The 23829-nt window shown below is 71.7% G+C and carries 16 protein-coding genes and 1 pseudogene; 4 read left to right on the top strand and 13 right to left on the bottom strand.

Annotated features, from left to right (window positions below; genetic code table 11):
• Positions 1-111 precede the first annotated feature (111 nt).
• The 4 genes and pseudogenes from ACIGXM_RS26030 to ACIGXM_RS26015 form a co-directional block, all read right to left on the bottom strand.
• Positions 112-891: a crotonase/enoyl-CoA hydratase family protein gene (locus ACIGXM_RS26030; RefSeq protein WP_396564850.1), complete on the bottom strand. Its 780-nt coding sequence runs from the start codon at positions 889-891 to the stop codon at positions 112-114.
• Between the two features lie 102 nt (positions 892-993).
• Positions 994-2211 carry a CaiB/BaiF CoA transferase family protein gene (locus tag ACIGXM_RS26025; protein WP_396564848.1) on the bottom strand — a complete coding sequence of 406 codons (1218 nt, stop codon included), beginning with the start codon at positions 2209-2211 and terminating at the stop codon, positions 994-996.
• A 21-nt stretch (positions 2212-2232) separates the two neighbouring features.
• The gene (locus ACIGXM_RS26020; protein ID WP_396564846.1) at positions 2233-3504 is read right to left on the bottom strand and encodes an acyl-CoA dehydrogenase family protein; all 1272 of its coding nucleotides are present in this window, start codon (positions 3502-3504) and stop codon (positions 2233-2235) included.
• 213 nt (positions 3505-3717) lie between these two features.
• A pseudogene (locus ACIGXM_RS26015) lies at positions 3718-3964 on the bottom strand (hypothetical protein).
• A gap of 240 nt (positions 3965-4204) precedes the next feature.
• Here ACIGXM_RS26015 and ACIGXM_RS26010 point away from each other — a divergent pair.
• Entirely contained in the window at positions 4205-6592 is a 2388-nt protein-coding gene (locus ACIGXM_RS26010) for a phosphoketolase (RefSeq protein ID WP_396564844.1), read from the top strand.
• Between the two features lie 355 nt (positions 6593-6947).
• The gene (locus ACIGXM_RS26005; RefSeq protein ID WP_396564842.1) at positions 6948-8045 is read left to right on the top strand and encodes an acetate/propionate family kinase; all 1098 of its coding nucleotides are present in this window, start codon (positions 6948-6950) and stop codon (positions 8043-8045) included.
• A 61-nt stretch (positions 8046-8106) separates the two neighbouring features.
• Here the strand turns inward: ACIGXM_RS26005 and ACIGXM_RS26000 are convergent, their stop codons facing one another.
• The 4 genes from ACIGXM_RS26000 to aceA form a co-directional block, all read right to left on the bottom strand.
• Positions 8107-9588, bottom strand: coding sequence for an APC family permease (locus ACIGXM_RS26000; protein WP_396564840.1), 1482 nt, complete (start codon positions 9586-9588; stop codon positions 8107-8109).
• 409 nt (positions 9589-9997) lie between these two features.
• A complete protein-coding gene (locus ACIGXM_RS25995) occupies positions 9998-10864 on the bottom strand; it encodes a 3-hydroxybutyryl-CoA dehydrogenase (RefSeq protein ID WP_396564838.1) in 867 nt (288 codons plus the stop codon).
• A 39-nt stretch (positions 10865-10903) separates the two neighbouring features.
• Positions 10904-12517 (bottom strand): malate synthase A, encoded by a 1614-nt coding sequence (gene aceB, locus ACIGXM_RS25990; RefSeq protein ID WP_396564836.1) that lies wholly within the window; start codon positions 12515-12517, stop codon positions 10904-10906.
• 156 nt (positions 12518-12673) lie between these two features.
• Entirely contained in the window at positions 12674-13966 is a 1293-nt protein-coding gene (aceA, locus tag ACIGXM_RS25985) for an isocitrate lyase (protein WP_396564834.1), read from the bottom strand.
• A gap of 351 nt (positions 13967-14317) precedes the next feature.
• Here aceA and ACIGXM_RS25980 point away from each other — a divergent pair, with 351 nt between their 5' ends.
• Together ACIGXM_RS25980 and ACIGXM_RS25975 are read left to right on the top strand one after the other, a co-directional pair.
• Entirely contained in the window at positions 14318-15751 is a 1434-nt protein-coding gene (locus ACIGXM_RS25980; RefSeq protein ID WP_396564832.1) for a short-chain fatty acyl-CoA regulator family protein, read from the top strand.
• 183 nt (positions 15752-15934) lie between these two features.
• Positions 15935-16759, top strand: a complete 825-nt coding sequence (locus tag ACIGXM_RS25975) for an SAM-dependent methyltransferase (RefSeq protein WP_396564830.1) — start codon at positions 15935-15937, stop codon at positions 16757-16759.
• A 47-nt stretch (positions 16760-16806) separates the two neighbouring features.
• On the opposite strand, the gene ACIGXM_RS25970 is transcribed toward ACIGXM_RS25975, so the two are convergent.
• From ACIGXM_RS25970 to ACIGXM_RS25950, 5 genes are all read right to left on the bottom strand, one after another.
• Positions 16807-18144, bottom strand: a complete 1338-nt coding sequence (locus ACIGXM_RS25970) for a sulfate adenylyltransferase subunit 1 (protein ID WP_396564828.1) — start codon at positions 18142-18144, stop codon at positions 16807-16809.
• A gap of 1 nt (position 18145) precedes the next feature.
• On the bottom strand, positions 18146-19084 hold the full coding sequence (gene cysD, locus ACIGXM_RS25965; RefSeq protein ID WP_396564826.1) for a sulfate adenylyltransferase subunit CysD: 939 nt from the start codon (positions 19082-19084) through the stop codon (positions 18146-18148).
• On the bottom strand, positions 19081-19647 hold the full coding sequence (gene cysC, locus ACIGXM_RS25960; RefSeq protein ID WP_396564824.1) for an adenylyl-sulfate kinase: 567 nt from the start codon (positions 19645-19647) through the stop codon (positions 19081-19083). Before cysC ends, cysD begins: the two co-directional genes overlap by 4 nt.
• A gap of 747 nt (positions 19648-20394) precedes the next feature.
• Positions 20395-21582: a sulfotransferase family protein gene (locus tag ACIGXM_RS25955; protein ID WP_396564822.1), complete on the bottom strand. Its 1188-nt coding sequence runs from the start codon at positions 21580-21582 to the stop codon at positions 20395-20397.
• Positions 21583-21743: 161 nt separating this feature from the next.
• Positions 21744-23768 carry a LuxR C-terminal-related transcriptional regulator gene (locus ACIGXM_RS25950; RefSeq protein WP_396564820.1) on the bottom strand — a complete coding sequence of 675 codons (2025 nt, stop codon included), beginning with the start codon at positions 23766-23768 and terminating at the stop codon, positions 21744-21746.
• Between the last annotated feature and the right edge of the window lie 61 nt (positions 23769-23829).

Below are 23829 nucleotides of genomic sequence, written 5' to 3'. Positions count from 1 at the left end.
CACCGACTACTCGTTCGGCCTAACGAACAGGCGGGGCCCGAAGCAACGGGAGGTCGGAGGTCAGCGGCAGCTACTTTGCACCGTGGGTCACGGATAGGACACCGGGGCCGATCAGCGGCGCTGCCAGTGCGGTGACCTCTTCTCCGCGAAGGCGCGAGCGCCTTCCTGGGCGTCCTGGGACGCCAGGACGGGCCCGACGATCTGGTCCTGCTCCCGGAAGGCGTCCTGGTCGCGGTAGGAGGTCCGCTGGTCGATGCAGCGTTTGACGGCTGCCACCGCCAGGGGGGCGTTGCGGGCGATGCGGGCTGCGAGGTCCAGGGCCTGGTCGAGTGCCTGGCCGGGTTCGGTGAGGTGGTTGACCAGGCCGAGCCGTTCGGCGCGCTCGGCGGGCAGGGGTTCGCCGGTGAGCAGGAGTTCCAGGGCGATGTTGCGGGGGATGCGTTCGGGCAGCCGGATCAGGCCTCCTTCGGGCGGGACGAGTCCGTAGTGGACCTCGGTCTGGCCGAAGGTGGCATCGCGGGCGGCCACGACCATGTCGCAGGCGAGGGCCATCTCGGTGCCGCCGCCCAGCGCGTAGCCTTCGACGGCGGCGATCAGGGGCGTGGTGATCTGGGCCCGGGTGACGCCGGCGAAGCCCCGGCCGGGGATGATCGGGATGTCGCCGGCGGCGAACGCCTTGAGGTCCATGCCGGCACTGAAGGTGCCGCCCGCGCCGGTGAGGATGCCGACCAGGAGGTCGTCGCGGGCGTCGAGTTGGTCGAGGGCGGCCGCCAGGGCCCGGGCGGTGGCACCGTCGATGGCGTTGCGTGCCTGCGGCCGGTCGATGGTGATCACGAGCGTGCCGTCGTGTTCCTCGGTGCGCACTGTCGGAGTGTCAGTGGCCTCGGTCATGGTGGGAACTCCCTTCTCCCCCCGTCTCCGCTCCGCCTCCAGGCGACGTGTGCCTCGGCTGCGCGCGGTGCGGCTCCGTACTCCCCCTCCGGGGCCGGGGCTTCAGGCGATCGCCTCCGCCTTGCGCAGGTCCTCGACCGCCGCGGCGTCGAAGCCCAGGTCACGCAGCACGGCTTCGGTGTGTTCACCGAGGTCCGGGGCCGGACGCGGCGGGACCTTCCGCTCCTGGTCCAGCCGGATCGGGCTGTCGATGGTCAGGGGCGGCTCGGAGCTGCCGTCCTCGATCGGCACGACGATCCGGTTGGCGACGAGTTGGGGGTCGTGGGCGCACTCCTCCAGCGTCTGGACGACCCCGTAGGTCAGACCTGCGGCGTCGAGCAGCTCACGCCACTCGGCCAGGGGACGGCTCGCGAAGGTCCTGTCCAGCAGGGCGACGATCTCGGTGGCGTTGGCGCGGCGGCTCGCGGTGTCGGCGTAGCGCGGATCCTCCGCCGCCTCGGGGCGACCGATGGCCTTCAGGAACAGCGGGACCTGCTTGTCCTCGTTGGCGAAGGCGAGCAGCACCCAGCGGTCGTCCGCCGTGCGGTACATGTTGGCCAGCGCGTTCGGCGGATGGACCCGGTCGACCGGGCGGGGGTTCTTCGCGCCGACCAGGATGGCCTGTAGCCACATGCTCGCCGACCAGGCGCCTTCGGCCAGCAGCGAGGCCGTGACCCGTGCGCCCCGGCCGGTCTTCTCCCGCCGGTACAGGGCGGTCATGATCCCGGCGAACAGGGTGACCGCGGTCGCGTGGTCGCCCGATCCGAAGATGTTCATCGCCGGCGGCGCGTCGCGCTGACGTGTGACGTCCATCAGGCCGCTGCGCGCCCAGTACGCCGTCACGTCGAAGCCGGGCAGGTGTGCGTCCGGGCCCGCCTCGCCGAAGCCGGTGACGTCGGCGTAGACCAGCCGTGGATTCAGCGGCGTCAGATCCTCGTACTCCAGGCCCAGCTTCGCCCGTGTGCGCGGTGGGAAGTTGGTCACCAGCACGTCGGCCCAGGCCACCAGCCGCTCGAGCACCGGCCGGGCCCCGGGCGACTTCAGGTTCAGGGCGATGCTGCGCTTGTTGCGGTTGTCCAGCTGCCAGGGGTAGTTGACCCCCTCGACCTGCGGATTCGGTGGCACGCGGCTGAGCGCGCGGTAGGTGTCGCCGACGTGCGGTGGTTCCACCTTGACGACGTCGGCTCCGAAGTCACCGAGCATGGTGGCCGCCGCCGGGGCGGCGATGAAGCTGGCGAGATCGACGACGTGCAGTCCCTCCAGCAGGGGCGCGTTGTCCATGGCTGCTCCCTTCCTCGCCGGTCAGCGGCCCGCGGCCACCGGGACGAAGGCGTTGTACCCGGTGATGTCCCGGCCGACGATCAGCGCCTGCACCGTGTCGGTGCCCTCGTAGGTGTCGATGGCCTCGATGTCGCACAGATGCCGGGCCACGTGGTAGTCGAGCACGATCCCGTTGCCGCCGAGCATGTCCCGGGCGTCCGCGAGGATGGCCCGCGCGCGTTCGGTGTAGTGCATCTTGGCCAGGGCCACCCGCGGCATCGAGAACCTGCCCTCGTCCATGAGCTGGCTGAGCCGGTACTGCATGCACACCATGTCGGTGATGTCCGCCAGCATCCGCGCCAACCGGTACTGGATGAGCTGGAAGGACGCCAGTGGCATCCCGAACTGGTGCCGCTGCTTGGCGTAGGCCAGGGCGGTCTCGTAGCCCGCGATGGCCGCTCCCACCGACTCCCAGGCCACGCAGAAGCGCGAGGCCAGGAGCACCTCCTCGGTGTCGCGGAAGGTGTGGCCACCGGCCAGCCGGTTCTCGGCGGGCACCCGGACGTCGGTGAGCGAGATCTGCGCGTTCTGCACGCACCGCAGAGCCGTCTTGCCCGTGATCACCTGGGCGTCGAACCCCGGCGTGCCCTTCTCCACCACATAGCCGCCGACGTGCCCGTCCTCCCCCCGGGCCCAGACGATCACGTAGTCGGCGAACGTGGCGTTGCCGATCCACCGCTTGTGGCCGTTGAGCACGTAGGAGTCACCGTCCCGGCGCGCGGTCGTCTCCAGCTTGACCACGTCCGAGCCGTGCGCCGGTTCGGTCAGGCCGAAGGCGCCGATCTTCTCCATGCGCGCCATCGGCGGCAGGAAACGCCGCTTCTGCTCTTCCGAGCCCAGCAGCCCGATCGAGGTCATGGCCAGCGCCGAGTGCACCCCCATGAAGGTGGAGACGCTCAGGTCCCCGCGGGCCAGCTCCAGGATCACCACGCCGGCCGTCACGTTGCTCATCCCCGGACAGCCGTCGCCGGAGAGCTGGAAGCCCGCGATACCCAGCCGCGCCAGCTTGGGGACCAGTTCGTGGGGGAACTCCGCGCGCTCCCAGTAGGGATTGATGATCGGGATGACCTCCCGGTCCATGAAGTCGCGGACCTGGTGACGAAGAGCCTGTTGCTCGTCCGTGAGCAGGTCCGCGAGCAGGTAGTAGTCGGACTCCTCGGGCCCGCCCAGCACCGGCGGTTCCACCACCGGATGCCCGTTCCCCTCCGGGATGCGCCGCCCCGGTCCAGCTGTGGTGCCGCGTGTCGCGTCCATGTCCCGCTCCTTCCGGTCCGCGGGGATCAGATCGCGTCCGTGCACCCGACGCTAGAAGCTGGTGGCCGAACGGCCACTGGGCGCGAAGCACCATCTTCACGCCGAAGTTCGTGCGGGTGCACCAAATCCCGTCAGCCCGGCAGCTCGATCGTCGCGGACCCGTCCTCACGGGCTTCCCGCATCGCCCGCACGGTGATCGCGTGCAGGTACTCGTCAGTTGCGGTCATCGCCGCGCCTCCTCAGCTTGACCTCGGCAGCGATGAGCCGCTCGGCGTGCTTCCTGTGAACGGCTTGGCGCGTCACACCGAGCGCCTCGGCGACCCGCGGCCGGCCCCAGCCCGCCCGCCTGGCCTGCTCGACCGCAGCGTCCTCCAGCTGATCGGCGAGTGCGCCGCAGTGCCGCGACAGCGACCAGGGCGTCAGCAGGGTCTTGCGGCACAGGGCTCTCGACGGCGGGCATGCGAGCGACTCCAGTTGACTTCCTGTCCGGATGTCGGCAACGGGCCGCGGGTCCGCACGAGGGAAGGGACCGTGGCGGCGAGGGGCCGTTCGGCCCACCGCTCTCCCCTTCCGGAGCCCCGAACGGCCCTGTCCCGGGCCCGGCCGGCGCGGGACGGTGTAGGAGGGAGCCGAGCAGCTCCCCCAGCGCCCCTGATTCCGCCGTCGCACACCGTTCACCGACCCCGAGGAGACCGCTGCGATGCCCCACACCGAGCCGCCGACCACCGCCACGCCCCTGGACGACTCCGAGCTGCACGCCCTGGACGCCCACTGGCGTGCCGCCAACTACCTTGCGGCGGGCCAGATCTACCTGCTCGCCAATCCGCTGCTGCGCGAGCCCCTGCTCCCCGGGCACATCAAGCCGCGGCTGCTCGGCCACTGGGGCACCTGCCCGGGCCTGAACCTGGTCCACACCCACCTCAACCGGCTGATCCGACAGCGCGGAACGGACACCGTCTGCGTCTGGGGGCCGGGCCACGGCGGACCGGCCGTGCTGGCCAACTCCTGGCTGGAGGGCAGCTACACCGAGACCTACCCGGACGTCACCCGGGACGAGGCCGGCATGGCCCGGCTCTTCCGCCAGTTCTCCTTCCCCGGCGGTGTTCCCAGCCACGTCGCCCCCGAGACCCCCGGCTCGATCCACGAGGGCGGCGAGCTCGGCTACTCCCTCGCCCACGCCTACGGCGCCGCCCTCGACAACCCCGGTCTGCTGGTCGCCTGCGTGATCGGCGACGGCGAGGCCGAGACCGGCCCGCTCGCCACCGCCTGGCACAGCACCAAGTTCCTCGACCCGGTGCACGACGGCGCCGTCCTGCCGATCCTGCACCTCAACGGCTACAAGATCGCCAACCCGACCGTGCTCGCCCGGATCCCCGAACCCGAACTCGACGCCCTGCTGCGCGGCTACGGTCACGACCCGCTCTACGTCACCGGTGACGACCCACTCACCATGCACCGGGCGATGGCCGCCGCCCTGGACACCGCCGTCGACCGGATCACCGCCTTCCAACAGGCCGCCCGCCACAACGGGGAGACCCACCGCCCGCACTGGCCGATGATCGTGCTGCGCACCCCCAAGGGCTGGACCGGCCCGGCCGAGGTCGACGGCCTGCCGGTGGAGGGCACCTGGCGTGCCCACCAGGTGCCGCTCAATCAGGTCCGCGAGAATCCCGCCCACCTGGCCCAGTTGGAGGCCTGGCTGCGCTCCTACCGTCCCGAGGAGCTCTTCGACGCGCACGGCCGCCCCACCGAGCAGGTGCTCTCCCGCGTCCCCGAGGGCGCGCGCAGGCTCGGCACCAACCCGCACGCCAACGGTGGCCTGCTCACCCGCGAACTGCCGCTCCCCGCACTGGAGGAGTACGCCGTCCCGGTCGACAAGCCCGGCGCCACCCTGCACGAACCCACCCGGGTGCTGGGCGAACTGCTCGCCCAGGTGATGGCCGACACCGCCGAGCGCCGCGACTTCCGCCTGGTCGGCCCCGACGAGACCGCCTCCAACCGCCTCCAGGCCGTCTACGCCGCCACCGGCAAGGCCTGGCAGGCGGAGGTGCTGCCCACCGACGAACACCTGGCCCGCGACGGCCGCGTGATGGAGATCCTCTCCGAACACACCTGCCAGGGCTGGCTGGAGGGCTACCTGCTCACCGGCCGACACGGCCTCTTCTCCTGCTACGAGGCCTTCGTGCACATCGTCGACTCGATGGTCAACCAACACATCAAATGGCTGCGCACCTCGCGCGCGCTGTCCTGGCGCGCCCCCATCCCCTCCCTCACCTACCTGCTCACCTCACACGTCTGGCGCCAGGACCACAACGGCTTCTCCCACCAGGACCCCGGCTTCGTCGACCACGTCCTCAGCAAGAGCCCCGAGGTCGTCCGGGTCTACTTCCCACCGGACACCAACACCCTGCTCGCCACGGCCGACCACGTGCTGCGCAGCCGGGACTACGTCAACGTGGTGGTCGCCGGCAAGCAGCCCTGCTTCGACTGGCTCACCCTGGAGGAGGCCCGCGAGCACTGCGCGCGAGGAGCGGGCATCTGGTCCTGGGCCGGCACCGACGACGCCAGCCGCGAACCGGACGTCGTGCTGGCCTGCGCCGGCGACGTGCCCACCTTGGAGGTGCTGGCCGCCGCCGGGCTGCTCCGCCAGCACCTGCCCGAAGTCGCCGTCCGGGTGGTCAACGTGGTCGACCTGGCCCGACTGATGCCGACCGAGGACCACCCGCACGGGATGCCGGACTTCGAGTTCGACGCGCTCTTCACCCGTGACAAGCCGGTGATCTTCGCCTACCACGGCTACCCCTGGCTGATCCACCGCCTCGCCTACCGCCGGACCGTCCACCCGCACCTGCACGTCCGCGGCTACAAGGAGTCCGGCACCACCACGACGCCCTTCGACATGGTCGTCCGCAACGACCTCGACCGCTACCGGCTGGTCATGGACGTCATCGACCGCACCCCCGGCCTCGCCGTCCGCGCCGCCGCCCTCCGCCAGCAGATGGCCGACCAACGCACCCGCCACCACGCCTGGATCCGCGCACACGGCACCGACCTCCCCGAAGTCGCGGACTGGACCTGGCAGGGCTGACCTCCGGAACGTGCCCGCTGGGCCTCCCGGCCGCCTGGGCGCGGTTCCGGCGGGGCCCGAGGCCGCACGGGCCTGAGCGGACGCCGTCGCCCGGAGGACCCCTGACCGCAGCAGCGGTACGTTGGTAGAGGCCACGGTCGGCCACGGGTGACTCCCGCCTGCCGTGTCCCTCGGCGAAAGACACCGGGAAGCGCGCGACACGCCCAAGGGCAGGTACGTCGACTTGACCGCGACCTTCGATCCTCCGGCCCCCGGGCCACCGTCACCACCGCTGGATCCGCGAGCTCGGCGACGCCGTACCAGCGACCGCCGACCGGGCCTCACCGTCGTGAAGACGGAGTCAGCGGGGCACGGTATGCGAGTACTGGTGGTCAACGCCGGCTCGTCCAGCCTGAAGCTGAGACTGCTCGACGGGAGTGACGACATCACAGCCGCTCTTGACCTCGACCAGTGGGCCGGCGCCCATGAGGCCGACCGGATCCGGGAGTTCCTCGCGGGCGCGGGACGAGTGGACGCCGTGGGCCATCGGATCGTGCACGGCGGCACCGCGTTCCGCGCCCCGGTCCGCATCGAGGGCACGGTCCGGGACCGGATCGCCGCACTCACCGAACTCGCCCCACTGCACCAGCCGCGCGGCGTGGCCGGGATCGACGCCCTGACCGGTCTACGGCCCGACCTGCCCGCGGTGGCATGCTTCGACACCGCTTTCCACGCGACGCTGCCGGACGCCGCCGCCACCTACGCGCTGCCGCAGGCCTGGAACCGGCGGTGGGGGCTGCGCAGATACGGCTTCCACGGCCTGTCCCACGCCTACGCCTCCCGACGCGTCGCCCAGCTGCTCGACCGTCCGCTCGCCGCTCTGCGGACCGTCACCTGCCACCTCGGCGCCGGCGCGTCGCTCGCGGCCGTGGCGGGCGGACGGTCGGTGGACACCACCATGGGCTTCACCCCGCTGGCCGGACTGGTGATGGCGACCCGCTCCGGCAGCGTCGACCCGGGTCTGGTGCTGTGGCTGCAACACCACGCCGGCGTCACCGCCGGCCGGCTCTCCCACGTGCTCGAACACGAATCGGGCCTTGCCGGGCTCGCGGGCGGCAGCGGTGACATGCGCGAGGTCCTGCGCGCCGCCGCCGGGGGCGCCCCCTCCGCCACCCTCGCGTTCGCGGTCTACGTCCACCGGTTGCGTCGCGAGATCGCCGCCATGACCGCGGCTCTCGGCGGCCTCGACGCCCTCGTCTTCACCGGAGGCGTCGGCGAGCACAGCCCCGAAGTACGCGATGCCGCCATCGGCGGCCTCTCCCACCTCGGTACCGTGCTCGACCCCCACCGCAATCGGAACGCCACCACCGACAGCGACATCAGCACCCCCGACGCCCCCGTGCGCACCTTCGTGATCACCGCACGCGAGGACCTCGAAATCGCGCGCCACACCCGGGCGACCCTGCGGACGTGACGGCCGCGCCCCGAGGCGCCGCGTCCCCGTACGGAAACGGCCCTGAACCGGGGTCGGCGGGTCACAGCAGGGCGGGCGCGGGCTCCTCCCGGGCCCGGTCCTCGGTGAGGTCACGGCCGCTGAAGTGGTGGGTCTCGCGGTGGCGGCGGGTCAGCACGGTGAACAGGACTCCCCCGGCGATCAGCGCGAGCAGGACGTAGTCGATGTCGGCGCCGATGTTGGCCGGGCCGTAGACGAAGAACAGGACGAGCGTCGTGCCGAACAGCAGGGTGGCCAGGGCCGAGAAGGCGAGCAGGGCCCGGTGGCGCTGCGGCGACCCGTCCGGCTCGGGCGCCCGGCGGTGCAGCCGGGTGAGGAAGACGGTGGCGGTCAGGGAGTCGAGGAAGAACTCCGCGACCAGGAAGAACCCGGCAGCGGAGAGCACCAGACCGAAGAAGCTGGAGACCGAGGGGAAGAGCAGTTCCACGGCGACCACGGCGAGGGCCGCGCCCAGGACGGTGACGGTGGCGGTGTGCGGGGCCCGTCGGCCGTTGACCCGGCCGAGGCGGCGGGGCAGCAGGCCCTCGCGCCCCATCGAGTACAGCGCTCGGCTGAGGATGTAGGTGGTCAGCCAGAGTCCGCCCGCGGTGGAGGCCAGGACGGGTATCAGGATCAGCCAGGGTGCGCCGGGCATCAACCGGTCGCCCCAGACGGCCATCGGATTGTCCGCGTTCGCCAGGTCCTTGAGCGGGGTCTCGGCGAACATCAGCGGGTAGAGCAGGGCGTAGAAGCCGAGCGCGAAGAAGACGCCGATGATCCCGCCGGTGCCGGGGTCGGTCCGTGGCCGGCGGGCCTCCTCGGAGGCGAAGCTGTCGATCTCCCAGCCGTCCAGGATGGTCGCGGCGACGACGCCGACCGTGATCATCCCGCCGATCGGCGCGGGCCCCCAGTGCACCGGAACGTGCAGGGCGGGCCAGCGGACGGCGCCGAGCACCACGAGCACGAGCACGGCAAGCAGTTCCAGCACGAGGAAGGCCTGCGTGATCCGCGCGGTGGGACGGGCCCCGGCGAGCAGCGGCACGAGCGCGAAACAGACCCAGCCCGCGCCGACCGCCAGCTGGACCCACTTCGACGGGTGGGCGGAGGGGTCCAGCAGGCTGGTGGTGTAGGTGGCCGCGGGGATGATGATCGGCGGGATCGAGGTGAAGTAGGCGAGGATCAGGATCCACGCCTGGAACCGGGACGCCGCGGGGCCCATGACCCGGGCGGACCAGTGGTAGGAGGCCCCGGCTTGCGGGAAGCGCCGGTTGAGCAGCCGGAAGACGTATGCGGCGATCACGAACGGCACGGTGATCACGAGGATGGCGGGCAGGGTCCACCAGCCCGCGAGGCCGGCCATCACCCCGCCGGTGGCGGCGATGCTGAACAGCGGTCCCACGCTGGAGACCGACAGGGCCACGAGGTCGCGAACGTGGTAGACCTGCGCCAGACCGCCCGGTTCGGCCCCCGTCCCCTCGGGACGGGACCGCCACGTCCCGAGGTCCCCCGACCGGAAACGACTCATCACCGACACGTCGACATCCCCATCCTCACGCCACCTGGTGTGGTGCTCGGGCAGCCACGACCGACGTTGCACCTACGGCAAAGGGCCGGTGGCCGCGCCGGTCCGCCAGGAGGGCGGGAAGCGGAGTGCCACAGGAACCGGCGGAACGCTATCCGCCATCAGGGTGTTGTTGCAAGCTTGCGTGTAGTTGCAACCTTGTGGCATTAGTGACTGGCCGTTGGCGATCGGCGAGCACGCGGGACTGCCCGGCCGTCCGGTCGTCGTGCCAGGTGACGCGGGTCAGGGTGAGGACGCGGCTCCCGGAAGGTCGCCGCGCTTCAGCGGCGGGTCCCGAGCCAGAAGCGGTCCCGAACTGCCGGTGCCCCGGCCCTCCGCGACAGAGGCCGGGGCACCCGCACGGGAGTCCGGGTCACACACCTCGGTGGGAGTGGAACCCGCGCCCGGTCTTGCGGCCGAGCAGGCCGGCCTCGACCATCCGGGAGAGCAGCGGCGGGGGCGCGTAGAGCGGTTCCTTGTACTCCTCGTACATCGAGGTGGCGATGGCCTGGACGGTGTCCAGGCCAATGAGGTCGGCGAGCTGCAGCGGGCCCATCGGGTGGGCACAGCCGTGGACCATGCCGGCGTCGATGTCCTCCGGAGTGGCGTTGCCCGCCTCGGCCATCCGGACCGCGGCCAGCAGGTAGGGCACCAGCAGCGCGTTGACCACGAAGCCGGCCCGGTCCCGGGAGCGGATCACGTGCTTGCCGAGAACCTCCTTGGCGAAGGTCTCCACCCGGTTCAGCACGGTCTGGTCGGTGTGCAGCGAGGAGACCAGTTCGACCAGTGGCATGACCGGCGCGGGGTTGAAGAAGTGCAGGCCCACGACCTGCGCGGCCCGGCCGGTGGTGATGCCGAGCCGGGTCACCGGGATGGCCGAGGTGTTGGTGGCCAGCACGGCGTCCCGGTCGACCAGCACCTTGTCCAGGGTGCCGAGCACCTCGGCCTTGACCCGCTCGTCCTCGACGACGGCCTCGACGACCAACTGGCGGTCGGCGAGCGCCTCCAGGTCCTCGGCGAAGATCAGGTGCGCCCATGCGTCGGTGCGCTGCTCCTCGCTCGTCCGGCCGCGCTCGACGGCGCGGTGCAGGGAGCGGTCGATGCGGTTGCGGGCGGCGCGCAGGGCCTCCCGACCGTTCTCGCAGACCACGGTGTCGAGCCCGGCGCGGGCGAAGACCTCGGCGATGCCGGCGCCCATCTGCCCGGCGCCGACGACGCCGACCCGGCGGATGTCGTTCATGCGAGTGCCCCTTTCGAGTGGATGCTGGTCGGGATGGGGTCAGGCGACCGGCGCGGTGGTGCGCACCAGATGGCGGGCGTAGGCCTCGGTGGTGAGGAAGGCCGGGAGGGTCGCGCCTAGGGAGGTCTCGTCCAGGATCCGCACGGCATTGTCGACCAGGGTCGGATCCGCACCCTCTTCGAGCAGGGTGGCCCGTTCGGTGTCGATCAACCGCCGCACCGTGCCCGGGGTGGCGAGCGAGCCACCGGTGAGCCGCGAGCAGTGGTGCTGCCACTGCCAGAGCTGGCAGCGGGCGATCTCGGCGGTGGCGACGTCCTCCATCAGACCGAAGACCGCGACCGCGCCGGAGCCACCGAGCCAGGCGACCAGGTAGCGCAGGGCGACGGCGACGTTGGACCGCAGGCCCTGCTCGGTCGGCAGGCCGACGGTGAGCCGGTGCACGGCGAGCAGGTCGTCGGCCGTGATCTCGACGTCCTCGCGGGTCCGGTCGAGCTGGCTCGACCGACCCTCGAACACTTCGTCGAAAGCGGTGCGGCAGGTGGCGACCAGGGCGGGGTGAGCGACCCAGGAGCCGTCGAAGCCGTCGTTCGCCTCGCGCTCCTTGTCGATCCGGACCTTGGTCAGGGCCACCTCGTTGGCCTCGGGGTCGCGCTGCGGGATGGCGGCGGCCATCCCGCCGATGGCGTGCGCGCCGCGGCGGTGGCAGGTGCGCACCAGGAGGTCGGTGTAGGCACGCATGAAGGGCTGGGTCATCGTGATGGCCGCGCGGTCGGGCAGGACGAAGCGCGGCCCGTGGTGGGCGAAGTTCTTGATCAGGCTGAACAGGTAGTCCCACCGTCCGGCGTTCAACCCGGCCGCGTGCTCGCGCAGTTCGTAGAGGATCTCGTCCATCTCGAAGGCGGCGGTGATGGTCTCGATCAGGACGGTGGCCCGGACCGTGCCGTGTGCGATGCCCAACTCGGCCTGGGCGAAGGTGAAGACGTCGTTCCAGAGCCGGGCTTCGAGGTGGTTCTCCAGCTTCGGCAGGTAGAAGTAGGGGCCGCTGCCGAGTTCGATCTGGCGCCGGCCGCAGTGGAAGAGGTAGAGGCCGAAGTCGACCAGGGCACCGATGGCCGGCCGGCCGTCGACCAGCAGGTGGGCCTCGTCCAGGTGCCAGCCGCGCGGGCGGACCACGATGGTGGCGGGGCTGTCGCCGATCCGGTACCGCTTGCCCTCCGGGGTGGTCTCGTCGATCCGGCCCTCGATCGCGTCCAGCAGGTTGAGCTGACCGGAGACGATGTTGTGCCAGGTCGGGGAGGTGGCGTCCTCGAAGTCGGCGAGCCAGACCTTGGCCCCGGAGTTGAGGGCGTTGACGGTCATCCGGCGCTCGGGCGGCCCGGTGATCTCCACCCGCCGGTCGTGCAGCCCCGGACCGGCCCCGGCGACCCGCCAGGAGCGGTCCTCCCGGACCTCGCGAGTCCCGGGCAGGAAGTCGAGCGTGCCACCGGCGGCGAGCGCGGCGGTCCGGCGCTCGCGCTCGGCCAACAGCTCGGTGCGACGGTCGGCGAAGGCCTGGTGCAGGCCGGCCACGAACTGCAGGGCCTCAGGGGTGAGGATCTCCTCGAAGCGGTCCTCGTACTCGCCGAGGATCTCGATGCGGCTGGTCGGGCTCATCCGGTTCTCCAGGAAGGTGGGGCCCGGGGGCCTCGTCCCTCAACGAGGCCCCCGGGCGGGGTGGTCGGCGGTCGCGGAGCTCCCCAGCTCCAGTGGGGGTCGACCGCCAGTGGCGGCCCGAACGGGGCCCGTCAACACCCGCCGGGCCGGGTCTGCTCAGTGGAACTGCTCGGCCTCGGTGGAGCCGGTGAGGGCGAGGGTCTCGGCGTTGGGGTTGACGGCGGTGGAGACCAGGTCGAAGTAGCCGGTGCCGACCTCGCGCTGGTGCTTCACCGCGGTGTAGCCGTCCGGCACGGCCGCGAACTCGGCCTCCTGCAGGTCGACGTAGGCGGTCATGCCGCTCTCCGCGTAGCCCTTGGCGAGCTGGAACATCGAGTGGTTGAGCGCGTGGAAACCGGCCAGCGTGATGAACTGGAAGCGGTAGCCCATCGCGCCCAACTCCCGCTGGAACTTGGCGATCTGGTCATCGTCCAGGGCCGCCTTCCAGTTGAAGGACGGCGAGCAGTTGTAGGCGAGCATCTTGTCCGGGTACTCGGCCTTGATCGCCTCGGCGAACTCGCGGGCCTGCGCCAGGTCCGGGGTGCCGGTCTCCACCCAGATCAGGTCGGCGTACGGAGCGAAGGCCAGCCCGCGCGAGATCACCGGCGCCATGCCGGGCTCGACCCGGTAGAAGCCCTCCGCGGTCCGCTCACCGGTGCAGAACCGCGCGTCGCGCTCGTCCACGTCGGTGGTCAGCAGGTTCGCGGCCAGCGCGTCGGTGCGGGCCACGATCAGCGTCGGCACATCCGCGATGTCGGCCGCCAGCCGGGCCGAGTTGAGGGTGCGCACGTGCTGGGCGGTGGGGACCAGCACCTTCCCGCCCAGGTGCCCGCACTTCTTCTCGGAGGCCAGCTGGTCCTCGTAGTGGATGCCCGCCGCACCGGCCGCGATCATGCCCTTGGTGAGCTCGAAGGCGTTCAACGGGCCACCGAACCCGGCCTCCGCGTCGGCGACGATCGGCACCAGCCAGTCCGGCCCGTCATTGCCCTCGGCCGCGTCGATCTCGTCGGCCCGCAGCAACGCGTTGTTGATCCGCCGCACCACCTGCGGCACCGAGTTCGCCGGGTACAGGCTCTGGTCGGGGTAGGTCTGCCCGGCCTGGTTGGCGTCGGCGGCCACCTGCCAGCCCGACAGGTAGATCGCCCGCAGCCCCGCCTTCACCATCTGCACGGCCTGACCACCGGTCAGCGCCCCGAGCGCGTGGATGTAGTCCTGCTCGTGCAGCTGCCGCCAGAGCCGCTCGGCCCCACGCCGGGCCAGCGTGTGCTCCTCGCGCACCGTGCCCGACAGGCGCACCACATCCGCGGCCGTGTAGCTGCGCTCGATACCCGCCCACCGCGGGTCGTCCGCCCACCGCGCGGCCAACTGCGCGGCACGCTGCTCCTGCTGCTGCCGAACCGACGTCGTCATGGTCTGCTCCCGGGGATGCTCGTTGCGAAGGCTGTGAGGACGCTCACTTCGCCAGGTGACAGTGCGGCCGGCCCTCCGGGCGGCGATGGAACACCGCGGGACGTGGTCGCCCGGACAGCAACGAAAGGCGGACGAGCTGGTTCTTCACTGCTGTCCTGCACGCCTCTCGGCCGCACCACAGACTCTGGCACTCCGTGCCACTGCCGTCACCACTGGAGCGATGCCAACTTCCGCGAAGCCTTCTCGGCAAATCTGCGAAGGTTGCGATGATTCTCTCGGGTCGCACCGGCTAGGCTGTGCCCCCGCCGGGCCAGCGAACCGACCGAACCGTGGAGCAGGGAGAACAGGACGATGGGGAAGGCCTTCGCCGGTGCTCGACTCCGCCGACTCAGGGAGGACCGTGGACTCAGCCAGGCCGCCATGGCCCGCCTGGTCGACCTGTCGCCCAGCTACCTCAACCAGCTGGAGCACGACGCACGCCCACTCACCGTGCCGGTCCTGCTACGGCTCACCGAGGCACTCGGTGTCGACGCCGGGTACTTCGCCCCGCCGGACACCGCCCGCCTCACCGCCGAACTGCGCGACGCCCTCGGCGAGGAGATCGCGGCCGGCCGCGTCACCCCGGGAGACCTCGACGAGGCCGCCTCCCGACTGCCCGCGGTAGCCCGGCTGTTGCTGGACCTGGGACGCGACCGTCGGGCCCTGGCCGAGCAACTCGCCGTCCTCGCCGGAGAACGGGGCCCGGCGACCGACCCGCGCACCCCGCACGAGCAGGTCCGCGAGTTCTTCTACCGCCACCAGAACTACTTCCACGAACTCGACACCGCTGCCGAGGAGTTGGCCACCGGCATCGGCCTGCGGCGCGGCGAGGTCAGAACCGTGCTCGCCGAACGGCTGGCGTCCCGGCACGGAGTCCGGATCGCCACCGGCGGCGACCAGTTGCACCGGTACGACCCGCGGACCCTGACCCTGACGCTGTCCGACCGGCTGCGCCCCGGCCAACAGGCCTTCCGGATGGCCACCCAACTCGCCTACCTGGAACACGACCCGCTGCTCTCCGACCTCGCCGCCCAGGACAGCCCGCCGGACTCCACCGCCTGGTCGCTCACCCGGATCGGCCTGGCCAACTACTTCGCCGCCGCGCTCGTACTGCCCTACACCGCCTTCCACGCCGAGGCGGGGGCGGCCCGCTACGACATCGAGCACCTCGCCGACCACTTCGCCGTCGGCTACGAGACCGTCTGCCACCGCCTCAGCACCCTGCAACGCCCCAGGCTGCGCGGCGTGCCGTTCTCCTTCGTCCGGGTCGACCGGGCCGGCAACGTCTCCAAACGCCAGTCCGCCACCGACTTCCACTTCTCGCGCACCGGCGGCACCTGCCCGCTCTGGAACGTCTACGAGGCCTTCGCCGCCCCCGGCCGGGTACACGTCCAGGTCGCCGCGATGCCCGACGGCCGCCGCTACCTGTGGACCGCCCGCGCCGTCACCCGCTCCCCCGGCGGCTGGGGGCGCCCCGGCAAGACCTTCGCCATCGGCCTCGGCTGCGAACTCCGGCACGCCGGACGGCTGGTCTACTCCGCCGGCCTCGACCTCGACGACCAGTCCGCCGCCACCCCGATCGGCCTCGGCTGCAAAGTCTGCGAACGCCCCGCCTGCCCCCAGCGCGCCGCCCCACCGATCGGCCGCCCGCTGACGATCGACCAGCACACCAGCAGCTTCGTCCCCTACCCCGTGCACACCCGTCCGGAAGGCCAGGGGCTGTCCGGCCGATCACGTGACTGGTAGTTGGTCGGGTCATCGTGGATTCGATGAGCTGGCGGACCTTCTTGAGCGTCGGCTGCTCGAGGAGTACGGCACAGTTCTGTCGCACGAGGAACACGCGAATTCACCCGTTGGTGGAATTCCTCGGCCGAGGTGGTTTCCCTACGATTGAGGCCCCCGTGGCCCGAGGGTAGGAAGTTGGTTCCCGTGACCGATCGCACCGCAGAGGACGACCGGTCGAAGCCGAGCATCGCCCGCATCTACGACTATCTGCTCGGCGGCAAGGACAACTACGCCGTCGACCGAGAGATCGGCGACATCTTCATCAGGGATCTGCCCGGGTCCCCGGCGATCGCGCTGGCCAATCGTCAGGCCCTGGTTCGCGCCGTGGGTGCCATCGCCCGCGACGGCATCTCCCAGTTCGTCGACCTGGGCAGCGGCCTGCCCACCGCCGACAACGTGCATCAGGTCGCCCGGCGGCACCGTGCCGATGCGCGCGTCGCCTACGTCGACCACGATCCGATGGTGGTTGCCCGCAGCCGTGCCCTGTTGGCCACCGACGACCGCGCCACGGTGGTCCAGGCGGACCTGCGCGAACCGGAGGCGATCTACCACGACCCCGACGTGCAGCGCCTGATCAACTTCGACGAGCCGGTGGGCGTCATCTTCAGCGGCGTCCTGCACCATCTCAACGACGCCGAGCGGCCCGCCGATCCCGTGCGCTGGTGGGCGGACCGGATGCCCTCGGGCAGTCGGTTCTACATCTCCCACTTCCGCTCCGGCGAGAACGGGGAGACCCGGGTCCTGGAGGAGAAGCTGCAGGGCAGTATCGGCCGCGGCCGCTGGCGCACCGACGAGGAGATCACCGACCTGTTCGGTGACCTCGAGCTGCTCGAACCGGGGCTGGCCCACTGCTCACTGTGGCGGCCGGACCCCGCGCCGGGCGACGGCGGCGCCGACAGCGTCATGGGCGGGCCCGATCTGACGGTGTGGGAGCAGCTGATTTCCTGCGCCCTGGCCCGCAAACCGTAATTGGCGGTCAATCCGTCCATGGATCCCTCCGCGATCCATTTTCGCCGTCAGCGCGACGACATGCTCCCTCGGGCATCAGGCCCGGTCTCCTCATCGGATGTGTCGTTGCCGCACGCGGTTTCAAAGGCCTTGCCCGCCATGCCGGCGGTGAGGGTGGTGCCGTCGGCCGGATCGATCAGCAGGAACGAACCGGTCCGGCGGTTGTCCGCGTAGGCGTCCAGTGCCAGCGGCTCGGCGGTGCGCAGCACCACGTGGCCGATGTCGTTGACGCCCAACCCCTCCTGGGCGGGGCGCTGTTCGAGAGTGTCGATGTCGATGCGGTAGGCGATGTCCTTGACCAGGGCGCGGACGGTGCGCGTGGTGTGCTTGAGCAGGACCTTGTCGCCGGTGCGCAGGGGGCGTTCGTTGAGGTGGCTGACGGTGGCCTCGATGTCCTTGCTGGGGACGGGGATCGTTCCGGCGGCGATGAGGTCGCCACGGGAGATGTCGAGGTCGTCGGTGAGGCGGATGGTGACGGACTGCGGGCCCCGGGCGATGTCCGTCTGACGGCCGAGGGCGTCGATGCCGGCGATGGTGGTGGTGTGCCCGGAGGGCAGGACGGTGACGGTGTCGCCGACGCGCAGGACACCGGAGGCGAGTTGGCCGGCGTAGCCGCGGTAGTCGGGGTGCTGTTCGGTCTGCGGGCGGATGACGTACTGGACGGGGAAACGGGCCGGTTCCAGGCTCGGGTCGGTGCCGACCGGAACGGTCTCCAGGTGTTCGAGCAGGGTCGGGCCGGCGTACCAGTCCATGTGGGCGGAGGGCTCGACGACGTTGTCGCCGGCGAGGGCGGAGATCGGGATCGCCACGACGTCGCGCACGCCGAGCGAGGCGGCGTAGGCGGTGAACTCGGCGGCGAGGGCGGCGAAGACGGGCTCGGCGTAGCCGACGAGGTCCATCTTGTTGACGGCCAGCACCACGTGCGGCACGCGCAGCAGGGCGGCGACGGCGGCGTGCCGGCGGGTCTGTTCGACGACGCCGCCCCGAGCGTCCACGAGGACGACGGCGAGTTCGGCGGTGGAGGCGCCGGTGACCATGTTGCGGGTGTACTGCACGTGCCCCGGGGTGTCGGCGAGGATGAACCGGCGTCTGGGGGTGGCGAAGTAGCGGTAGGCGACGTCGATGGTGATGCCCTGCTCGCGCTCGGCCCGCAGGCCGTCGGTGAGCAGCGCGAGGTCGGGTGCCTGCTGGCCGCGGTCGCGGGAGGCCTGTTCGACGGCTTCCAGCTGGTCGGCGAGCACGGACTTGGAGTCGTGCAGCAGGCGGCCCACCAGGGTGGACTTGCCGTCGTCGACCGAGCCGACGGTGGCGAAGCGCAGCAGCGGCGTGGCGGTTACCGTGGTCACGTCAGAAGTACCCCTCGCGCTTGCGGTCTTCCATCGCGGCCTCGGAGAGCTTGTCGTCGGCCCTGGTGGCGCCGCGCTCGGTCAGGCGGCTGGCGGCGATCTCGGCGATGACAGCGGCCACGTCGGCGGCGTTCGAGTCGACCGCTCCGGTGCAGGACATGTCGCCGACGGTGCGGTAGCGCACCCGGCGTCGCTCGACCGGTTCGCACTCCTTCGGCCCGCCCCACCGGCCCGCCGTCAGCCACATGCCGTCCCGGCGGAACACGTCGCGCTGGTGGGCGTAGTAGATCTCCGGGAGGGCGACGCACTCGCGCTCGATGTACTGCCAGACGTCCAGCTCGGTCCAGTTGGAGAGCGGGAAGACCCGGACGTGCTCGCCGACCGCGTGGCGGCCGTTGTAGAGCGACCACAGTTCGGGGCGCTGGCGGCGCGGGTCCCAGGCACCGAACTCGTCGCGCAGCGAGAAGACGCGCTCCTTGGCGCGGGCCTTCTCCTCGTCGCGCCGGCCGCCGCCGAAGACCGCGTCGAACTTCCCCCGCTCGATGGCGTCCAGCAGCGGCGCCGTCTGCAACGGGTTACGAGTGCCGTCCGAGCGCTCGCGCAGCCGGCCGTCGTCGATGAACTCCTGGACGGACGCGACGTGCAGGCGCAGGTCGTGCTCGGCCACCACGCGGTCCCGGTGGGCGATCACCTCGGGGAAGTTGTGCCCGGTGTCCACGTGCAGCAGCGCGAACGGCACCGGCGCGGGCCAGAACGCCTTCAGGGCCAGGTGCAGCATGACGATGGAGTCCTTGCCACCCGAGAACAGGATCACCGGCCGCTCGAACTCCCCCGCCACCTCACGGAAGATGTGCACCGACTCCGCCTCCAGCACCTCGATGTGGAGGAGGTCGTGACCACTCCCCGCACGCGTGGTCAGGGTGTCGGGAGTGGCGGTCACGCCAAGCCCCTCTCGATGAGCAGTGCGTGCACGGCGCGGGCCGACTCGGCGACCGTCTGCCGATGCGTGTCGAGGCGCAGCTCGGGCCGTTCCGGCGCCTCGTACGGGGCGTCCACGCCGGTGAGACCGGAGAGCTCACCGGCGGCCTGCTTGGCGTACAGCCCCTTCACGTCGCGCTGGGCGCAGACCTCCACCGGCGAGGCCACGTGGATCTCCAGGTAGGGAATGCGGCCGAGGTCGTGCCGCAGCCGGACGTTGTCCCGGCTGATGCGGTACGGGGCGATGACCGGCACCAGCACGATGACGCCGTTGCGCGCGAGCACCTCTGCGACCATGCCGATCCGCCGCACGTTGGTCTCCCGGTCCGCACGGGAGAAGCCGAGGTCGGCTGAGAGGAGGGTACGGATCTCGTCCCCGTCGAGGATCTCCACCCGTCGGCCGGACGCCCGCAGCCGAACGGAGAGTTCGGTGGCGACGCTGCTCTTCCCGGCGCTCGGCAGTCCGGTGAGCCAGACCGTGGCGCCGGGCGGCCCGGCCGGGGCGGACGCCGGGACGCCTCGCACCTCCTCGAGCTGCGAGGCGTCCCCGGCGGTCCCACGGAGGTTCCCGGGCCGGTCCGGCAGGCAACTCGTCTCCCCCACAGGAACGTTCAAGCGATCCTGGGGATCACCCACGGTGGGGGTGGCTCTCGAGGACCCCGCCCCCACCGCCGCGAGCTTGCGAGGTTCACGACCGCGTGTGCCGAGCATTTGCACCTCCGCAGGGATTCTCCATCAACTCGATGGGTTATATGACACCACACTCCGGCCGGACTGGATGTCCATCAAGTAGGCCTTCTGCAAGCCGAGTTGGCGAAATACTGACTCGCCGAGCCCTTGACTGTCCACGGGGAGTTGTCGAGCATGCGGGTCTCGACTCGGACGGACTGTGCGGTACGGGCCATGATGGAACTCGCGCGCACGCCGGACGCCCCCCAGAGGCGGAACGGCTGTCGGTCTCCCAGGGCATCCGCCTGCGTTTCCTGCTGGCAATCCCGCGCGAGCCGCGACAGCACGGGCTGGCGAAGAGCCCCCGCGACCCCGGGATGGTCACCAACTCGCCATACCAGCACGGGAGATCTCCATCACCGACGTCGTCCGAGCCGCGGCACCACGACCGGGCCCGGCTCGACATCCACGGCCCGGCCGCACGAGCCCCCACTTGGCGTGAACCACCACAGAGCACGTGCCGGCGCCCGCTCTCGTTTACAGCGCCACCCTGGCCCACGCCGGGCGGTGCCAGCTGCCGGGCGACCCGGGAGGGCCGTGCGGTCAGGCCTGGTCGACCTCGGCCCGAAGGACGTTGTAGTCGGCGAAGGCCGACTCGACGTCGTCGCGACTCAGGCCGTAGCGTGACAGGTCGTAACTGTGGGGGCGAGTGCCCTTGGGGCGAGCGATGACCTCGGGCAGCCGGACGGCATCGGCTTCGGTCCACCGGGCGCCGATGGACTCGTAGAGCTTCGGGGCCCCCGTGACCGGGTCGGACCCGAGCCAGGAGTACGGGACGTCCACCAGCGCCTGCCGGGGCATCGCGGCACGGGCCGCGAGGCCCCGTGCCATGGAGCGGCTCAGCAGTCCGAGCCAGGTGGCGCCGATGCCGTGCAGATCGAGAGGGCGGACGGTGATGGCCATGCCGTGCTCGACCAGGCTGCAGAACGACGCCACGACGTCGACCGGGTCGCGGTGGGTCCACACGATCGTGGCGTCGGGGAAGACGGTGCGCAGCGCGTCGAGGTTCTCGAGGTGCATGGGGGACTTCAGCACCCAGCGGTGGCGGGGACGGCCGTGCTGGAGCACTTGGAAGACCTGCTTGAGGTGGCGGTAGTCGGGGACGAAGTCCCGTTCGTAGTGCCAGGTCTGGTACCCGGGGAGGCGGGCCTGGGAGAGCGGCATGACGGTGTGCGGAAGGGCGAAGGTGCACTCGTCGGGGCCCTCGGCCTCGAGGGGGTGGATATCGCGGAAACGCGGGGCGAACAGGTTGATTCCGCCGACCATCCGACGCGCGGCGGTGATCGCCTTCTGTCGCTGCTCGGGCGGTACGTCCAGATCGGGTGTGAGCAACTCCCACAGCAGGGGGCAGCGGTGCTCGTCCGAGAGGGAGAGTACGCCGTGGGTGAGCGTGGTGGCCGTGCGCGGCAGGCCCACCACGAACACCGGCCGCTCGATGGGTTCCCGCTCGATGGCGGGGTGCTCGGCGATCAGCCGCCGGATCCGGGCCCGGTTGGCGAGATGCCTGCGGACGTGAGCCTGCGCGGACAGCCAACCGACCGGAGTGAGGTTCTCGTCCCCGGCCCACCGGCGCAGCAGGGACCGGAAGTCGTCGACGAACTGTTGGTCCCCGTCCGCCTGCCCGGTCGTGGCGACGAGCCGGTCGAAGGTCCGGTCGGGGACGCGGCGGGAGCCGAAGCCCGGCCGGAGCAGCAGATTGGCGAAGGTGAGGGCAAGGGGGGCGGAGGACACCGGAAGTCCCTTCGGAGGCAGGGTGGGCGGGGCACGCATCTCGTCGAACCGGCTTGCCGTGCGGAAGAGTTGCCGAAGACTTCCCACCTTGCCGCCCCGGCAATCCTCCCCACGGTCGGGACGGATGCCGTGCTCCTCCGAATCCGTCGTCTCCGACGGCGTCAGCTCGGCCATCTGCTCGCCAGCTCGCTGCGCCGGCGCACGCCGAGTTTCCGGTAGATCTTCCCCAGGTGGTACTCGACCGCCTTCACGCTGATCAGTAGCTTCTCGGAGACCTGGCGATTGGTCAGCCCGGTCGTGACCAGTTGCGCCACCATCGTCTCGCGCTCGGTCAGGACGGCGTCCTGGCCCGGCGACGGCCCTCGGGTGGCGGCGGCCCGGTCCTGCGCGCTGCTCCGGGCGAACGCGAGGGCGCCGAGCGCTGCGAAGTCGTCCTCGGCCCGCTCGAGCCACCCCAGGCCGGCCGCCGTCCGGCCGTGGGCGCACAGGAACCGGCCGTAGGCGTGGCGCAGTTGGGCGCGGTGCAGGGGTGGCGCCGGCGGGCCTGCCGCTACGGCCTGCAAGCCGGCCTGGTACGCGGCTTCCGCCGCGGCCAGGTCGTGCCGCTGCTCGGCCGCCCGGCCGGTGAGCCGATGGCACGTGACCGCCAGGTACGGGGTGCGTTCCGCGCACGCGCGCAGCTGCGCCAGGGCCGCCCCGGCGGCGGCGCCCGTCGCGACCTCGATCGCCGCCTCCGCGTACACCGGCAGCCACAGCGGCGCGAACTTGGCCGGCGCGTCGGCCAGTTCGGTGGCCCCGGCGGTCAGCCAGGTCATCGCCGCCAGGATGGCGGGGTGATGACGGTGCGCCAGCAGGGCGATCACGTCCGCCCAGGTGGCGATGGCGAGGCGGTCAGGGTCCGCCGAGCCGGGCGGGCGCCGGTTCGCCGACGCCCAGGCTCCGCGCCGCGGCGCCACGTCCGGGGCGCGGACGGCCGAGAACATCGCGCGCAGCGCCCGGCCCGCCGAGACGCCGCCGGCCGCGTCGAGGGCGTCGACGGCGGCATCGGCCTCCGGCCAGCTTCCGAGCAGGAAGTGCGCGATCGCCAGCCGTTCCAGCGCACGCAGCCGGTCCGGGTGGCCGGGCTGGATTTCGCGGCGTCGGGCGAGGTCGGCCAGATCGCCCGCGCCCCCCGTCAGATCGCCGGCCAGCACGCGGCATTCGCCCCGCACCAGCAACAGCCCCCCGGAACCAGCAAGGTACCCCGGGAGGGATCGCAGCACCTCGCGCGGGCCGTCGGCGTACGAGCGGCCGGTCAGCAGCAGACGCCGGGCCGTGCGCAGCTGCACGACGTCACGACTCGCGGCCTCCAGGGCCGCGGTCGCCGCCTCGACCGCGGCGCCGCCCCGTGCCGTGCGGCAGGCCAGCGCGGCTCGCACGGTCTCGACCGCCGCGGTGGCGCGGGCATCAGCGTGACCGGCGGCGAGCGAGCGGCGCGCCGCTCGCAGGTGGTCGGCTGCGGCGCCGAGCCGGTGTTCGAGCAGGGCCCGGCCGGCCAGCGCGCAGGACCGCAACGGCGAAGGGGGCAACGCCTCCACCCGTGCCCACAGATCAGCGTCGCCGAGCTCCTCGCCGTACACGTCGTGCAGCGCGGCCAGCAGCAGCCGGCGGTCCCGCTCGGCCCGGTCCGTGCTGAGGTCGGCCGCCCACACCAACAACTGCCGCGTCGGCACGCCGGTCTCGTCGTCGGGCGCGGGGGCGTCGACGGCGGCCCGCTCCAGTGCCGCGGCCAGGTCCGGGTCAGGGCGGTCGGCGGCCAGCGCCCGGTGGACCAACGCCGGACGCGGATCGAGTACTTCGGCGGCGGCACGGTGCAGGGCCCGCCATCTCGTCGGACTCAGCCGGGCACGCAGGAACCGGCCGTCGCTCTCCCGCGCGAGCGCGATCCGAGCGGGGCGCCGCGGGCCGTCGGCCGACACGACCAGGCCGAGGCCGCGCAGCAGGTCGAGCGCCCGGGCGGGTTCCGGCACACCGGCGACCCGGGCGACCACGGCCGGCGGCTGGTCCCCGGCCAGCACGGACAGCACCTCCAGGAGCGCGCGGCCGTCCGGGCAGAGGCGGTCGGCGGCGAGCAGGCGACGCTCGACGTCGTCGCCGGACGCGACCTGGTCGCCTGGTGCCCAGAACTCGCCGGATTCCCAGTACATGTGAGCGATTCTGCCGCAGCCGGACGCCGGCGCTGCGTCAAAGCGCAGCGGAACCTGCCAC

Source organism: Kitasatospora sp. NPDC052896, from assembly GCF_044547075.1.
GTDB lineage: Bacteria > Actinomycetota > Actinomycetes > Streptomycetales > Streptomycetaceae > Kitasatospora.
Note: the sequence above shows the minus strand (reverse complement) of the source record. Positions and strands in the feature narration are given on the sequence as shown.